The sequence below is a fragment of the Microcella sp. genome (assembly GCF_046296455.1).
GTDB lineage: Bacteria > Actinomycetota > Actinomycetes > Actinomycetales > Microbacteriaceae > Microcella.
On the sequence record NZ_JBKBLF010000004.1, the window covers coordinates 39,171 to 54,125 of the forward strand.

At 70.1% G+C, this 14,955-nt stretch carries 14 protein-coding genes; 7 read left to right on the forward strand and 7 right to left on the reverse strand.

Annotated elements, in window-relative coordinates; translation table 11 throughout:
- The first annotated feature begins 43 nt into the window (after positions 1-43).
- The 6 genes from ACK4HH_RS03270 to ACK4HH_RS03295 all read left to right on the forward strand — a co-directional run bounded on the left by ACK4HH_RS03270 (position 44) and on the right by ACK4HH_RS03295 (position 4,496).
- The gene (locus tag ACK4HH_RS03270) at positions 44-670 is read left to right on the forward strand and encodes a superoxide dismutase (RefSeq protein ID WP_409648241.1); all 627 of its coding nucleotides are present in this window, start codon (positions 44-46) and stop codon (positions 668-670) included.
- A gap of 112 nt (positions 671-782) precedes the next feature.
- Complete coding sequence (gene gap / locus ACK4HH_RS03275; protein ID WP_409648243.1) at positions 783-1,793, forward strand: type I glyceraldehyde-3-phosphate dehydrogenase; 1,011 nt, start codon at positions 783-785, stop codon at positions 1,791-1,793.
- A gap of 26 nt (positions 1,794-1,819) precedes the next feature.
- Positions 1,820-3,034: a phosphoglycerate kinase gene (locus ACK4HH_RS03280; RefSeq protein WP_409648245.1), complete on the forward strand. Its 1,215-nt coding sequence runs from the start codon at positions 1,820-1,822 to the stop codon at positions 3,032-3,034.
- Positions 3,025-3,816, forward strand: coding sequence for a triose-phosphate isomerase (gene tpiA, locus ACK4HH_RS03285; protein ID WP_409648247.1), 792 nt, complete (start codon positions 3,025-3,027; stop codon positions 3,814-3,816). The genes ACK4HH_RS03280 and tpiA overlap by 10 nt, the downstream gene beginning before the upstream one ends.
- A 64-nt stretch (positions 3,817-3,880) precedes the next feature.
- Complete coding sequence (gene secG, locus ACK4HH_RS03290; protein WP_255159460.1) at positions 3,881-4,129, forward strand: preprotein translocase subunit SecG; 249 nt, start codon at positions 3,881-3,883, stop codon at positions 4,127-4,129.
- A 10-nt stretch (positions 4,130-4,139) separates the two neighbouring features.
- Complete coding sequence (locus tag ACK4HH_RS03295; protein WP_409648249.1) at positions 4,140-4,496, forward strand: RNA polymerase-binding protein RbpA; 357 nt, start codon at positions 4,140-4,142, stop codon at positions 4,494-4,496.
- Positions 4,497-4,506: 10 nt separating this feature from the next.
- On the opposite strand, the gene pgl is transcribed toward ACK4HH_RS03295, so the two are convergent.
- The 6 genes from pgl to tkt are packed head-to-tail and all read right to left on the reverse strand — an operon-like array spanning position 4,507 to position 12,702.
- On the reverse strand, positions 4,507-5,319 hold the full coding sequence (pgl, locus tag ACK4HH_RS03300) for a 6-phosphogluconolactonase (protein WP_409648251.1): 813 nt from the start codon (positions 5,317-5,319) through the stop codon (positions 4,507-4,509).
- A gap of 45 nt (positions 5,320-5,364) precedes the next feature.
- Positions 5,365-6,291: a glucose-6-phosphate dehydrogenase assembly protein OpcA gene (locus ACK4HH_RS03305; protein WP_409648252.1), complete on the reverse strand. Its 927-nt coding sequence runs from the start codon at positions 6,289-6,291 to the stop codon at positions 5,365-5,367.
- Positions 6,288-7,829 carry a glucose-6-phosphate dehydrogenase gene (zwf, locus tag ACK4HH_RS03310; protein WP_409648254.1) on the reverse strand — a complete coding sequence of 514 codons (1,542 nt, stop codon included), beginning with the start codon at positions 7,827-7,829 and terminating at the stop codon, positions 6,288-6,290. Before zwf ends, ACK4HH_RS03305 begins: the two co-directional genes overlap by 4 nt.
- Before the next feature lie 26 nt (positions 7,830-7,855).
- The gene (locus ACK4HH_RS03315; RefSeq protein ID WP_409648256.1) at positions 7,856-9,451 is read right to left on the reverse strand and encodes a glucose-6-phosphate isomerase; all 1,596 of its coding nucleotides are present in this window, start codon (positions 9,449-9,451) and stop codon (positions 7,856-7,858) included.
- Complete coding sequence (gene tal, locus ACK4HH_RS03320) at positions 9,448-10,557, reverse strand: transaldolase (protein ID WP_409648257.1); 1,110 nt, start codon at positions 10,555-10,557, stop codon at positions 9,448-9,450. The genes ACK4HH_RS03315 and tal overlap by 4 nt, the downstream gene beginning before the upstream one ends.
- Positions 10,558-10,611: 54 nt before the next feature.
- Positions 10,612-12,702, reverse strand: a complete 2,091-nt coding sequence (gene tkt / locus ACK4HH_RS03325) for a transketolase (RefSeq protein WP_409648258.1) — start codon at positions 12,700-12,702, stop codon at positions 10,612-10,614.
- 187 nt (positions 12,703-12,889) lie between these two features.
- On the opposite strand from tkt, the gene ACK4HH_RS03330 reads away from it, so the two are divergent.
- Complete coding sequence (locus tag ACK4HH_RS03330) at positions 12,890-13,810, forward strand: heme o synthase (RefSeq protein WP_409648260.1); 921 nt, start codon at positions 12,890-12,892, stop codon at positions 13,808-13,810.
- On the opposite strand, the gene ACK4HH_RS03335 is transcribed toward ACK4HH_RS03330, so the two are convergent.
- A complete protein-coding gene (locus ACK4HH_RS03335; RefSeq protein ID WP_409648262.1) occupies positions 13,807-14,784 on the reverse strand; it encodes a COX15/CtaA family protein in 978 nt (325 codons plus the stop codon). The genes ACK4HH_RS03330 and ACK4HH_RS03335 overlap by 4 nt on opposite strands.
- Positions 14,785-14,955 lie beyond the last annotated feature (171 nt).

A 14,955-nucleotide genomic window follows, 5' to 3' on the forward strand; every position in this document is an offset into this window, starting at 1 on the left:
GCCCGGCGACCGGACGCCCTATCTGGAGGAGACAAGAGCTCTCATGTCTGTGTACACGCTCCCCGAACTGACCTACGACTACGCGGCGCTCGAGCCGCACATCAGCGCCCGCATCATGGAGCTGCACCACTCGAAGCACCACGCCGCGTACGTCGCGGGGGCCAACGGTGCGCTCGAGGCGATGGCCGAGGCGCGCGCGACCGGTGCCTTCGCCAACATCAACCGGCTCGAGAAAGACCTGGCCTTCCACCTCGGCGGCCACATCAACCACTCGATCTTCTGGACCAACCTCTCGCCCGAGGGGGGCGACAAGCCCGAGGGTGAGCTCGCCGCCGCGATCGACGAGTTCTTCGGCTCGTTCGACCAGTTCGTCGCCCACTTCACGGCCGCGTCCATGGGCATCCAGGGCTCGGGCTGGGGCGTGCTGTCGTGGGATCCGATCGGACGCCGCCTGATCATCCAGCAGCTGTTCGACCAGCAGGGCAACACGGCGCAGGCGACCGTGCCGCTGCTGCAGCTCGACATGTGGGAGCACGCCTTCTACCTCGACTACGTCAACGTCAAGGCCGACTACGTCAAGGCCTTCTGGAACATCGTGAACTGGCAGAACGTGGCCGACCGCTTCGCGGCGGCGCGCTCGCACAGCGACGGGCTCCTGCTACTGTCGTAACAGGCGTCGTGGCCGGGGCTCGTGCCCCGGCCATCGTCTTTTCCCCCCGCACCACCCCACCACCTCTACCACCACCAATGGCGCCGTGGGCGCCTGAGCAACAGGAGATCCCGTGAGCGTGAAAGTCGGCATCAACGGATTCGGCCGCATCGGCCGCAACTACCTGCGGGCGGCTCTCGCCCAGGGCAGCGACCTCGAGATCGTCGCCGTGAACGACCTCACCGACAACGCCGCGCTGGCGCACCTGCTGAAGTACGACTCGGTCGGCGGCGTGCTCGCTCACGACGTCTCGCACGACGGCGACTCGATCACGGTCGGCGGCCGCCGCATCCGCGTGTTCGAAGAGCGCGACCCGGCCGCCCTCCCGTGGGGCGACCTCGGCGTCGACATCGTCATCGAGTCGACCGGCCGCTTCACGAAGGCGGAGGACGCCAAGAAGCACATCGCCGGCGGCGCCAAGAAGGTGCTCATCTCGGCGCCCGCGACGGGCGATGACGCCACCATCGTCATGGGCGTCAACGAAGAGACCTACGACCCGGCCACCGACGTCATCATCTCGAACGCCTCGTGCACCACGAACTGCCTCGCCCCCCTCGCCAAGGTGTTCAACGACGCCTTCGGCATCGAGCGCGGCTTCATGATGACGGCGCACGCCTACACGGCCGACCAGAACCTGCAGGACGGTCCGCACAGCGACCTGCGCCGCGCGCGGGGTGCCGCCATCAACATCGTGCCCGCATCCACCGGCGCGGCGAAGGCCATCGGTCTTGTACTGCCCGAGCTGCAGGGCAAGCTCAGCGGCTCGTCGTACCGCGTTCCGGTGCCCACGGGCTCGATCGTCGACCTCACCATCGTGACCCCCACCGAGGGCCTCACGGTCGAGCAGATCAACGCCGCCTACAAGGCCGCCGCGGCCGAGGGGCGCCTAAAGGGCTACCTCGAGTACACCGAAGACCCGATCGTCTCGAGCGACATCCAGCTCAACCCGCACTCGTCGATCTTCGACGCCGAGCTCACGAACGTGAGCGGCAACCTCGTGAAGGTCTCGGCCTGGTACGACAACGAGTGGGGCTACTCGAACCGTCTCGTCGACCTCACCGAGTTCGTCGGCGCGCGCCTCTAGGCGCGGCGACGACGGGAAGAGCCTCCGTGGCCCTGCGTACGATCGAGTCCCTCGGCGACCTCTCCGGTCGACGCGTCATCGTGCGGTGCGATCTCAACGTGCCGCTCAGCGACGGCGTCGTGACCGATGACGGGCGCATCCGCGCGTCGCTGCCGACCCTCAACGCCCTGCTGCACCGCGGGGCGAAGGTCATCGTGGTCTCGCACCTCGGGCGGCCCGAGGGCGCCCCCGACGAGCGCTACAGCCTGCGCCCCGTGGCGCAGCGCCTGAGCGAGCTGCTCGGCGCCCCGGTGGCGTTCGCGAGCGACACCGTCGGCGATTCGGCGGCGGATGCCGTGGCCGGTCTGGCCGACGGCGGCATTGCGGTTCTCGAGAACCTGCGCTTCAATCCCGGCGAGACGGCGAAGGATTCCTCGGAGCGGCAAGCCTTCGCCGACGAGCTCGCCCGCTTCGGCGACGCGCTCGTCTCAGACGGCTTCGGTGTCGTGCACCGCAAGCAGGCGAGCGTCTTCGAGCTCGCGCAGACGCTGCCGAGCGCAGCCGGGTCGCTCATCTCGGCCGAGACCGACGTGCTCGATCGACTCACCGAGCGCCCCGAGCGGCCGTACACGGTCGTGCTGGGGGGTTCTAAGGTCAGCGACAAGCTCGGGGTGATCGCGCACCTGCTGCCGCGCGTCGACCGGCTGCTCGTCGGCGGCGGCATGCTGTTCACCTTCCTCGCCGCGCAGGGCCACTCGGTGGGCGCGAGCCTGCTGGAGGCCGACCAGCTCGACACCGTGCGGGGCTACCTCGCCGAGGCCGAGCGGCGCGGCGTGCAGATCGTGCTCCCGACCGACGTGGTCGTCGCCGAGCGCTTCGCCGCCGACGCGCCGCACACGGTGCAGCCGGCCGATGCGATCGAGCAGGGCCCGGCCGGGGCATCCGGGATCGGGCTCGACATCGGCCCGCAGACCGCAGCGCGCTTCGCCGAGCTCGTCGCTTCGTCGACCACTGTGTTCTGGAACGGGCCCATGGGCGTGTTCGAGTTCGCAGCGTTCGCGGGCGGCACGCGGGCGGTCGCTGAGGCGCTCACGCGCGTCTCAGGACTCGGTGTCGTCGGCGGCGGCGATTCCGCGGCCGCCGTTCGCGCCCTCGGCTTCACCGACGGCGATTTCGGCCACGTCTCCACCGGAGGCGGGGCGAGCCTCGAGTTCCTCGAGGGCAAGAAGCTCCCCGGCCTGGAGGTCCTCGGATGGCAGTAGCACGCACCCCGCTCATTGCGGGCAACTGGAAGATGAACCTCGACCACCTGCAGTCGATCGCGTTCGTGCAGAAGCTCGCCTGGAGCCTGCGTGACGCGAAGCACGACTACGCCCAGGTCGAGGTCGCCGTGTTCCCGCCGTTCACCGACCTGCGCAGCGTGCAGACGCTGGTGACCGCCGACAAGCTCGAGCTGCGCTACGGCGGGCAAGACCTGTCGGTGCACGACAGCGGTGCCTACACGGGCGAGATCTCGGGCGCCTTCTTGTCAGCCCTCGACTGCCGCTACGTCATCATCGGCCACAGCGAGCGCCGGCAGTACCACGCCGAGACCGACCAGGTCGTGGCCGAGAAGACGGTCGCGGCTCTGCGGCATGGCCTTGTTCCCGTCGTGTGCGTCGGCGAGACGGCCGACGACCTCGAGCAGCACGGCCCCTCGGCGGTGCCCGTGGCGCAACTGCGGGTCGTGCTCGAGGCGCTCGCAGCCGATGCCGACGTCGTCGTCGCCTACGAGCCCGTGTGGGCGATCGGCTCGGGGCAGGCCGCCACGCCCGAGCAGGCGCAGCAGGTCTGCGCCGCGCTGCGCGTGACGATCGCCGAGGTGCTCGGAGCCGAGGCCGCCGAGCGCACCCGAATCTTGTACGGCGGTTCGGTCAAGGCCGCGAACATCGCTGGCTTCATGAAGCACAAGGATGTCGACGGCGCTCTCGTCGGCGGGTCGAGCCTCGACGTCGACGAGTTCTCGAGCATCGCCCGGTTCCCGAAGCACGTCGGCACTGCCTGATCCCCGCTCCGCCCGCCGTCCGGTAGGGTAGGAGACTGTCCGAAACGCGCGAGAGGTCCGATCCGTGGAAATCCTTCAGGTCGTGCTCCAGGTCATCCTGGGGATCACGAGCCTTCTGCTCACTCTGATGATCCTGCTGCACCGCGGGCGCGGTGGCGGCCTCTCCGACATGTTCGGGGGCGGCGTCACGTCGAACCTCGGCGCTTCCGGCGTCGCCGAGCGCAACCTCAACCGCATCACGATCATCCTCGCCCTCGTCTGGGTGAGCTCGATCATCGTGCTCGGTCTCATCACGCGCTTCGACGCGGTCTAAGGAGCACACCATGGTTTCAGGCGGCAGCGCCATCCGGGGTTCGCGCGTGGGCTCCGGCCCGATGGGCGAGCAGGACCGCGGCATCCACGCCGAGCGCATCTCGATCTCGTACTGGGATGCGATGGGCAACGAGACCGTGCGGCACTTCGCGGCGAACCTGCCCGAAGAAGAGATCCCTGAGGTCATCGACTCGCCGTCGACGGGCCTCCCCGCCGGTCGCGACAAAGACAACCCGCCCCAGGTGGCCAAGAACGAGCCGTACAAGACGCACCTGGCCTACGTGAAAGAGCGGCGCACCGACGAAGAAGCGGCTCAGATCCTCGACGAGGCCCTTCTCAAGCTGCGTCAGCGGCGCGGCGCCGTCTGACGACCGCGCCCTACTGCTCGCCGAGCGTCCACTCGGCCTGATCCATCGCGCCCGTCCAGTAGCTGGTCGGCGCGATGAGCGACTCGGGAACCTCCGACGAGGCATCGTCGTCGATGAAGAAGACTGTGCGCTTGGTGCCGAGCACGCCGCCGACAGGAACGTCGGCGACCGCCGCTCCGGCGAGCGCTAGGCCGAGGGCGGCGGCCTTGTCGCCCCCCGCGAGCACGAGCCAGATGCGCTCGGAGCGGTTGATGAGCGGCAGCGTGAGCGTGAGCCGTGCGGGCGGCGGCTTGGGGGAGTCGTGCACGGCGATGACGCCCGTCTCGGTCACGCGCGGGCCGTCGCGCTCGGGGAAGAGCGAGGCGATGTGGCCGTCGGGGCCGACCCCGAGGAACGTGATGGCGAAGGTCGGGAAGTCGCCCCCGCCCGCGGCGAGCAGCTCGTCGCGGTAGCGCTCGGCACCCTCCTCGAGCGTGAGCCCTTCGTCAGAGGCCGGGAAGGCGTGGATGTTCGACGCCGGGATCGCGACGAGGTCGAGCAGGGCATCCCGCGCCTGCTGCTCGTTGCGGTCGGCGTGCCCGGCGGGCACCCAGCGCTCGTCGCCCCACCACGCGTGCACCCGAGCCCAGTCGATCTGGTCGCGCGCCGGCAGCGCCGCGATCGCCGCGAGCACCTCGATGCCGACGCTGCCCCCCGTGAGCACGAGGTGAACCTCGTCGCGCTCATCGAGAAGATCGATCATCTTGGTGAGAAAACGGGAGGCGACCGAGCCGGCGAGAGCGGCGCGGTCGGCGTGCACGAGCACGCGGCGTTCGGTGGTCACAGTGGTGGAGCCTCTCTGCGGAGCGGGGCGCGTTGGGCGCCGACGTCAGGCGGCGGTCGAGCTGCCGAACCCGCTCTCGAGCACGGCGCCGAACTCATCGTCAGGGTCGAGCCTACGCAGTTCTTCGGCGAGGCACTCGCGCAGCCCCCGGCGCGGCAGCGAGAGCTCGTGCGTGGGCTGGCCCGGCTGGTGCAGCTCGACAACCCCCGCTCGTGTGCGCTCAAGGCTGATCTCTCCGCTCGCGCGGTGCAAGACGACGCGGTGGATGCCCGACGAGGGGTTGCCGTCGGCGACATCGATCTCGACCGGCACCTGCAGGCGCAGGCCGAGCCACGCGGCGAGCAGCGCCGTCGAAGGGCTGTCGGGAGCGCCCGCGACCTGCACGCGCGTGATGGGCTCGTACGGCGGCTGATCGAGAGCCGCAGCCAGTTGCGCGCGCCACAGGGTCAACCGCGTCCAGGCGAAGTCGGTGTCGCCCGGCCGGTAGCCCGCGGCGATGCGCGACAGGGTCGCGTGGGGGTCGGTCGTCGAGGCGGAATCGGTGATGCGGCGCTGTGCCAGCCGACCGAGGGGTGTCTCGCACACGGCGTCGGGGCACTCGCCAGGCCACCACGACACGACGGGAGCGTCGGGCAGCAGCAGCCCCGTGACGAGCCCGCGCAGGTCGGTCGCGGTGGCACCGTGCGCACGGAGCACGATGACCTCGCTCGCGCCCGCGTCGCCACCCACGCGGATCTCGGCGTCGAGCCGCGCCGTCGCGCCGGCACTGTCGGTCGAGACGACGATGATGCGCATGGGGTGCTCGCGTGAGGCCTCGTTGGCCGCCGCGATGACGTCCTCCTCCTCGCCGATCTCGCTCGTGATGATGAGCGTCAGCACGCGGCCGAGGGCAACAGCCCCGGCTTCGTCGCGAATCCGCACGAGGGTCTTCGACACCTGGCTTGCGGTCGTGTCGGGCAGGTCGATGATCACGGGCGCCTCCACACTCGTCCGTCGCGCGCGAGCAGGTCGTCCGCCGACTGCGGACCCCAGGTTCCCGGCGCGTACTGCTCGGGCGCTCCCTGGGTGGCCCAGAACTCCTCAATGGGGTCGAGGATCTTCCAGCTGAGCTCGACCTCTTCATGGCGGGGGAACAGCGGCGGGTCGCCCAGCAGCACGTCGAGGATGAGCCGCTCGTAGGCCTCGGGGCTCGCTTCGGTGAAGGCGTGGCCGTAGCCGAAGTCCATCGTGACGTCGCGCACCTGCATTCCGGCACCGGGCACCTTCGACCCGAAGCGGATCGTGACGCCCTCGTCGGGCTGCACGCGGATCACGAGGGCGTTCTGCCCGAGCGCCGACGTCTGCGCCTCGGCGAAGAGGTACTGCGGCGCGCGCTTGAAGACCACGGCGATCTCGGTGACGCGTCGGCCGAGCCGCTTACCAGCGCGCAGGTAGAACGGCACCCCGGCCCACCGCCGCGTGTTGATGTCGAGGCGCATGGCCGCGTAGGTCTCGGTGACCGAGGCGGGGTTCATCCCGTCCTCGTCGAGGAAGCCGGGCACCCATTCGCCGCCCTGCCAGCCGCTCGCATACTGGCCGCGCGCCGTTCCGGTGGCGAGGTCTTTCGGCAGCCGCACCGCCGAAAGCACCTTCTCCTTCTCGGCACGCAGGTCGGCCGCGTCGAATGAGACGGGCTCCTCCATGGCGGTGAGCGCGAGCAGCTGCAGCAGGTGGTTCTGGATCACATCGCGCGCGGCGCCGATGCCGTCGTAGTACCCGGCGCGGCCCCCGACCCCGATGTCTTCCGCCATCGTGATCTGCACGTGATCCACGTAGTTCGCGTTCCAGATGGGCTCGTACATCATGTTGGCGAAGCGCAGCGCGAGGATGTTCTGCACCGTCTCTTTGCCGAGGTAGTGGTCGATGCGGAACACGGAGTCGGGCGGGAACACCGACTCGACGACGTCGTTGAGCTCGCGCGCCGTGGTGAGATCGCTGCCGAAGGGCTTCTCGATGACGACGCGGCGCCACTCGCCGGCCTGGGCCTCGGCGAGCCCGCTACGGCGCAACTGCTCGGTGACGAGCGGGAACGACTTCGGTGGGATCGACAGGTAGAAGGCGTGGTTGCCCATGGTGCCGCGCTCGCGGTCGAGCTCGGCGAGCGTCGCCGACAGGCGTGCGAACGCATCGTCGTCGTCGAAGTCGCCCGACACGAACCGGATGCCCGAGGCGAGCTGCCGCCAGACCTCTTCGTCGAAAGGGGTTCGCGCGTACTGCTTGACCGCGTCGTGCACGACCTGCTCGAAATCTTGGGTCTCCCAGTCGCGCCGAGCGAAACCCACGAGGGCGAAGCCCGGGGGAAGCAGGCCGCGGTTGGCGAGGTCGTAGACCGCGGGCATGAGCTTCTTGCGCGACAGATCGCCCGTCACACCGAAGATGATGAGCCCGCTCGGCCCGGCGATGCGGTTGAGCCGACGATCGTCGGGGGAGCGCAGCGGATTGCTGTCGCGGGCGATGGCGGCCGGGGCCATTGTTCTCCTCGTGGTGGCGGAGCGGGTCAGGAGATCGCCGCGATGATGGCGGCGATGCCATCGGCGTCGCGCACGCGAAGGGTCACGACGGGCATGCCCTTCTCGGCGAGCACAGCGGAGTCACCCGCCGCCTGCGCCGCGATGAGCTGACCGTAGCTGAAGGGGCGATCGGGGATCTCGAGGTCGTCACCGAGAGACCCGGTCACCTGCAGGAAGACTCCGCGCGCGGGACCGCCCTTGTGGTACTGACCGGTCGAGTGCAGGAACCGGGGCCCCCACCCGAAGGTGACCGGACGGCCCGTGCGCGCGGCGATGAGGTGCCGCACGGCCTCGAGCTCCGGGTGCGCGATGCGATCGAGGTAGGCCTGCACGGCGACGTAGCCGCCCTCGGGAACCGCCGCTTCGAGCGCGCGCACGGCGTCGCCGATCGTGGATGCCCCGCTCAGCAGGCCGGCCGGCCCGACGACCTCGATGCCGTCGTCGACGAAGAGCGCCTCGAGCGGCTCGGGGCGCGCGTCGAGCAGCCCGCGCGCGGCGACCTTGGCCGACTCGACATCGGGCTGATCGAATGGATTGATGCCGAGCAGCATTCCCGCGACAGCCGTGGCGTACTGCCAGGTGAGCAGGTGGGCGCCGAGCGAGCCCGAGAGCTCGATCTCGCCATCGGCGACCTCGCGCGTCGCGCGCGTGTCGGCGACGAGGCGCACGACCTGCACATCGGCCGCGCCGCTCGTCAGTTCGGGAGCATCGATGCCGACGACGACGGGCAGGATGCCGAGCCCGTTCTTGCCTGTCGATTCGGCGATGAGCTGCTCGATCCAGTCGCCGAGGCCGACGATGTGCGTTCCGTCGGCCACGATGACGAGCTTGTCGCGCAGCGGCGCGGTGCCGGCGATCGCGGCACCCAGCTGCAGGCCCGGGTTCGAGGCGCTGTCGACGGCGAGCGGCAGGCTCGCGGCCTCGGCCTCGTCGAGCAGGGCATCCAGGTCGACGCCCGCGAGGCCCGAGGGCACGAGGCCGAAGGCGGTGAGTGCCGAGTAGCGGCCGCCGACGGTCGGGTCGGCCGAGAAGACGCGGTATCCGGCCGCGAGCGAGGCCTGTTCGAGCGGCGAGCCCGGGTCGGTCACGATGATCATGCGCTCGGCAGGGTCGATGCCCGCGGCCCGGAAGGCCGCTTCGAAGCTGCGCTTCTGGCTGTCGGTCTCGACGGTCGAGCCCGACTTCGACGAGACGACGACGGCCGTGTGGCCGAGGTGCTCGCCGAGGGCCGTCGCGACCTGACTCGGATCGGTCGAGTCGAGAACCACGAGCGGCACGCCTGCCGTGCGGGTGATGACCTCGGGGGCGAGCGACGATCCGCCCATGCCGCAGAGCACGATGCGCGTGATGCCGCGCTCGGTCAACTGCTCGCGCAGCGCGACGATCTCGGCGACGAGGGGGCGCGAGACCGAGACGGCCTGCGTCCAGCCGAGCCGCACGCTCGCTTCCGCTTCAGCCGCGGCACCCCACAGCGTGCTGTCGCCCGCCGTGATGCGGCTTGCGACGAGATGCTCGACGAGCGAGGGAACGTGCGCGTCGATAGCGTGCTGCGCGTCGCCGCGCGCGGCGACCGTGAGGGTCATCGCGCGGCCTCGAGAGCGGCGCTCACGGTGTCGAGCAGCTCGTTCCAGCTGACGATGAACTTCTCGACGCCCTCCTTCTCGAGCAGCGCGGTCACCTCGTCGTACGAGATGCCGAGCGCGTCGAGGGCGGCGAGCACGTCGCGCGCCTCGTCGTAGCTGCCCGTGACGGCGTCGCCGGCGATAACGCCGTGGTCGAAGGTCGCCTGCAGGGTCTTCTCGGGCATGGTGTTGACCGTGCGGCCGACCGCCAGCTCGGTCACATACAGGGTGTCGGGCAGGCTCGGGTCTTTCACCCCGGTCGAAGCCCAGAGCGGGCGCTGGGCGTTCGCTCCCGCGGCCAGGAGCGCGGCGGCGCGCTCGGTCGCGAAGGCCTGCTCGAAGACCTCGTAGGCGAGCCGCGCGTTCGCGATGCCCGCCTTGCTCTTGAGGGCGAGGGCTTCGGGGGTGCCGATCTCGACGAGCCGCTTGTCGATCTCGGTGTCGACGCGCGACACGAAGAACGAGGCGACCGAGTGGATGGTCGAGAGGTCGATGCCCGCGGCGTGCGCCTTCTCGAGGCCCGTGAGGTAGGCGTCGATGACCGCGCGGTGGCGCTCGAGGCTGAAGATGAGGGTGACATTGACGCTGATGCCGGCGGCGATCGTCTCGGTGATGGCCTCGAGGCCCTCGAAGGTCGCGGGGATCTTGATCATCGCGTTCGGTCGGCCGACCTTCTTCCAGAGCTGCTGGGCCTGCGCGATCGTGCCGGCGGCATCGTGCGCGAGCCCGGGCTCGACCTCGATCGACACGCGGCCGTCCTGGCCACCCGTCGCGCCGTAGACCGAGGAGAAGATGTCGCTCGCGGCGGCGACATCGTCGGTCGTGATCTCGAAGACGGCGCGCGTGACGTCGACGCCCGCGGCCGCGAGCTCGCGCACCTGCGCGTCGTAGGTCGTGCCCGTGGCGAGTGCAGCCGCGAAGATGGTCGGGTTGGTGGTCACGCCGACGACATCCCGCTCGGTGATGAGCGCGGCGAGGCCGCCCGAAGTGATGCGGTCGCGCGAGAGGTCGTCGAGCCAGATGCTGACGCCGAGGTCGCTCAGCTGGGCAGTGGGGGTGGAGCTCATGGTGTCCTCAATCGTGGGTGGTGGAGTGGTGGCGGACAGAGTGGGTGGGGCGGGTCAGCGCGCCGCGATGCTTTCGCGTGCCGCGGCGACGACAGCCTCGGGGGTGATGCCGAACTCGCGGAAGAGCGTCTGGTAGTCAGCCGAGGCACCGAAGTGCTCGATCGACACCGAGCGGCCCCGGTCTCCGACGTAGCGGTGCCAGCTCAGCGCGAGACCGGCCTCGACCGAGACGCGGGCCGTCACCGACGAGGGGAGCACCGACTCGCGGTACTCGGCGCTCTGCTCGTCGAACCACTCGAGGCAGGGAGCCGACACGACACGCGCGTGGATGCCGTGCTCGGCGAGCTGCGAGCGCGCATCCATCGCCACCGCGACCTCGGAGCCCGTCGCGATGAGGATCACGTCGGGGGTGCCGTTCGCGGCCTCCGCCAGCACGTAGGCACCCTTCGCAACGTGGTGGGCGGCGGCGAGCTCGTCGCCCGAGGCGGCGCCCGTGCCGCGCGCGAACACCGGGATGTTCTGGCGGGTGAGGGCGATGCCGGCGGGAGAGCGGCGCTCGAGCACGGCCTTCCAGGCATGCGCCGTCTCGTTCGCGTCGGCGGGCCGCACGATCGAGAAGCCGGGGATAGCGCGCAGCGAGGCGAGCTGCTCGATCGGCTGGTGCGTCGGGCCGTCTTCGCCGAGAGCGACGGAGTCGTGGGTCCACACGTAGGTGACGGGCACGTTCATAAGCGCCGCGAGGCGCACCGCGGGGCGCATGTAGTCGCTGAAGATCAGGAAGGTGCCCCCGAAGACGCGGGTGCGGCCGTGCAGGGCGATGCCGTTGAGGATCGCGCCCATCGCGTGCTCGCGAATACCGAAGTGCAGCACCCGGCCGTAGGGGTTCGCCGACCACTCGTGCGTCGAGTGCTCGCTCGGGGCGAAGGAGCCGCCGCCCGCGATCGTGGTCAGGTTCGACTCGGCGAGGTCGGCCGAGCCGCCCCAGAACTCGGGTAGCACGCCCGCGATGGCGTTGATGACCTTGCCGCTCGCGGCGCGGGTCGACACGCTCGTGCCGCCCTCGAACACGGGCAGCGCGGCGTCGAGCTCGGTCGGCAGCTCGCCCGCGAGCATGCGGTCGAGCAGGGCCTTCTGGGCGGGGTTCGCCGCGGCCCACTCCGCGAATCGCGCGTCCCAGGCCGCGCGGCGCGCGCGCCCGCGGTCGACGGCCTGGCGCGTGTGCGCGATGACCTCATCGGCGACGGCGAAGTGCTCGTCGGGGTCGAAGCCCATGACGCGCTTCGTCGCGGCGAGCTCGTCGCCGCCGAGCGCCGATCCGTGGATCTTGCCGGTGTTCTGCTTCGTGGGGGCGGGCCAGCCGATGATCGTCTTGACGATCACGAGGCTCGGGCGCGAGGTCTCGGCCTTGGCCGCCTCGAGCGCGCCGTGCAGGGCGTGCACGTCTTCGACGTACTCGCCCGTCTTCTTCCAGTCGACCGTTTGCACGTGCCAGCCGTAGGCCTCGTAGCGCGCCGCGACGTCTTCGGTGAATGCGATATCGGTGTCGTCTTCGATCGAGATCTGGTTCGAGTCGTAGATGGCGATGAGGTTGCCGAGCTGCTGGTGGCCCGCGAGCGATCCGGCCTCGCTCGTCACGCCCTCCTGGATGTCGCCGTCGCCGGCGATGACGTAGACGTGGTGATCGAAGACGCTCTCACCGGCGGGCGTCTCGGGGTCGAGCAGTCCGCGCTCGAATCGCGCGGCATAGGCGAACCCGACGGCCGAGGCGAGACCCTGGCCGAGCGGGCCGGTCGTGATCTCGACGCCGTCGGTGTGGCCGTATTCGGGGTGGCCGGGGGTCTTCGAGCCCCAGGTGCGCAGCGCCTTCAGGTCGTCGAGCTCCAGGCCGTATCCGCCGAGGTAGAGCTGCACGTACTGTGTGAGCGAGCTGTGCCCCGCCGACAGGATGAAGCGGTCGCGACCGAGCCAGGTGGGGTCACTCGGGTCGTGCTGCATGACCTTCTGGTGCAGCAGGTACGCGACGGGCGCGAGCGACATCGCGGTGCCCGGATGGCCGTTGCCGACCTTTTCGACAGCATCGGCGGCGAGCAATCGGGCGGTGTCGACGGCGCGGCGGTCCAGGTCATCCCAGGTCAGGTCGGTCATGGCGTCGGTACAGCCCTTTCTTCAGACGGATGCGGGCCCCGCTCGTTCCTGCACGAGCGTCGGCGTGCAGGGCGTCGTCGGCCCCCGCCAGTATAGAGAGGGTCGTATGCCGCGACGGGTGCGCGGCCCTGCTCCCATGAACGCTCGCGTAGACTGGCGGCATTCCCGCGCCACGAATGAAGGAGCTATGGATACCGCTCTCGATCACGCCGTCACGACGCGACCGCGAAGCATCCGACGCACCCTCTCGGCCTACATCGCCCTGACCAAGCCGCGGGTCATCGAGCTGCTGCTCGTCACGACGGCGCCCGTCATGATCCTCGCAGCCGACGGTCTTCCGAGCATCTGGCTCGTGCTCGCCACGCTCGTCGGCGGCGCACTCTCGGCTGGCTCGGCGGGCGCCTTCAACATGTACATCGACCGCGACATCGACCGGCTGATGAACCGCACGCAGAACCGGCCCCTCGTGACGGGCGAGGTCTCTGACCGCGCCGCGCTCGTGTTCGCCTACACGATCGGCGTGGTCTCGATCGTGTGGCTCGGGATCACGACGAACTGGCTCGCCGCCTCGCTGTCGCTCGCCGCGATCGTGTTCTACGTCGTGATCTACACGCTCGTGCTCAAGCGCCGCACCGAGCAGAACATCATCTGGGGCGGCATCGCCGGGTGCTTCCCCGTGCTCATCGGCTGGTCGGCCGTGACGGGCTCGCTCGACTGGCCCCCGTTCATCCTCTTCCTCGTCGTGTTCCTCTGGACGCCGCCGCACTATTGGCCGCTGTCGATGAAGTACCGCGAGGACTACGCGGCCGCCGACGTGCCCATGCTCGCCGTGCTGCGCGACCGCGCCACGGTGGGGGTGCAGGTCGTGCTGTACGCCTGGGCGACGGTCGCGGCATCCCTGCTGCTCATCCCCATCGCCCCCATGGGGGCGCTCTACACGGCGGTGGCACTCCTCGCCGGCGGCTGGTTCATCGTCGAGAGCCACCGGCTGCACAGTCGTGCCGTACGGGGTCTCGAGGCCGCCCCGATGCGCGTGTTCCACGCGAGCATCACGTATCTCACGCTGCTCTTCGTGGCCGTGGGCATCGACCCGCTGCTGCCGTTCTAGCGGGCGGCGCTCGCGAGAAGCGGCTGCGGGCTGACGGGCGACAGCTCGCTCTCGCTACGGCGCAGCGTCAGCAGCGCGAGCGTGACCACCGCGATGAGCACGCACGCGAGCACCATGTGGATGCCCACGAGCAGCTCGGGAAGCCCGAGCCGCGCCTGCGCGATACCGACGACGATCTGCACGGCCTCGACGGCGAGCAGTGCCACGACGGCGCGCACGAGCGGTCGGCGGCCCACGCGGATGGCCGCGATGAGCAGCAGCACGCTGAGCCCGGCGGTGATGTAGGCGGGCCATGAGTGCACGTGCTGAAGCAGCTCGCTGTCGAGGCCGTTGCGCGCCGCGCCGCCGTCGCCCGCGTGCGGGCCCGAGCCCGTCACGACGATGCCGACGAGCACGGTGACCCAGGCGCCCGCGGCCGTTGCGAGCGCCAGGGCGCGCACCGGCGCGGGAACGGTCAGCTCGCCGGTCGTGCGCCCGCGGTGCACGCGGTGCACGAACACGACCGCGAGGGCGACGAGCACGGCCGAGACGACGAAGTGGAATCCCACGACCCACGGGTTCAGCTCGGTGAGCACCGTGATGCCCCCGATGACGGCCTGGGCCGGGATTCCCAGGCCGAGGGCGATTGAGAGCCGCAGCAGTTCAGGGCGCTCGCGCCGCATGCGCACGACGAAGAGGAAGGCGATGATCGCGATGATCACGAGCACGAACGTCAGCAAGCGGTTGCCGAACTCGACGATGCCGTGAATACCCATCTCGGGCGTCGCGATGAACGAGTCCTCGGTGCAGCGCGGCCAGGTCGGGCAGCCGAGGCCCGAGCCGGTGAGGCGCACGGCCCCGCCGGTGCCGACGATGAGCGTCTGGCTCACGAGCGAGGCCCAGGCGATGACCCGCACCCGCCGGTCGACCGTTGTCGGCAGCCACTCCTTGACCCGCCGGCCCGCTCCGACCAGCGCCTGCCACAGCCGATTCACGGTCTGGTTCCTCCTCTTTCAGGCTGCGCACGATAGAATCGACGAAGCTCATCAGTCAGTGTCGACCGCGGGCCACGCATCATCGAACTGCGGGGCGGCTTGAGCGCACGACATCTCGTCCGACCTCAGTGTATGGGCGCTCGTTGAGCGTCTGCCGAAGGCCGCCACGCA

Bases quoted from the DNA above. Each gene is read 5' to 3' on its own strand.
- tkt (WP_409648258.1), bottom strand. From the start codon at position 12,702: ATGACCGACCTGACCTGGGATGACCTGGACCGCCGCGCCGTCGACACC.
- ACK4HH_RS03295 (WP_409648249.1), top strand. From the start codon at position 4,140: ATGGTTTCAGGCGGCAGCGCCATCCGGGGTTCGCGCGTGGGCTCCGGC.
- ACK4HH_RS03270 (WP_409648241.1), top strand. From the start codon at position 44: ATGTCTGTGTACACGCTCCCCGAACTGACCTACGACTACGCGGCGCTC.
- zwf (WP_409648254.1), bottom strand. From the start codon at position 7,829: ATGGCCCCGGCCGCCATCGCCCGCGACAGCAATCCGCTGCGCTCCCCC.
- ACK4HH_RS03315 (WP_409648256.1), bottom strand. From the start codon at position 9,451: ATGACCCTCACGGTCGCCGCGCGCGGCGACGCGCAGCACGCTATCGAC.
- tal (WP_409648257.1), bottom strand. From the start codon at position 10,557: ATGAGCTCCACCCCCACTGCCCAGCTGAGCGACCTCGGCGTCAGCATC.
- ACK4HH_RS03330 (WP_409648260.1), top strand. From the start codon at position 12,890: ATGGATACCGCTCTCGATCACGCCGTCACGACGCGACCGCGAAGCATC.
- tpiA (WP_409648247.1), top strand. From the start codon at position 3,025: ATGGCAGTAGCACGCACCCCGCTCATTGCGGGCAACTGGAAGATGAAC.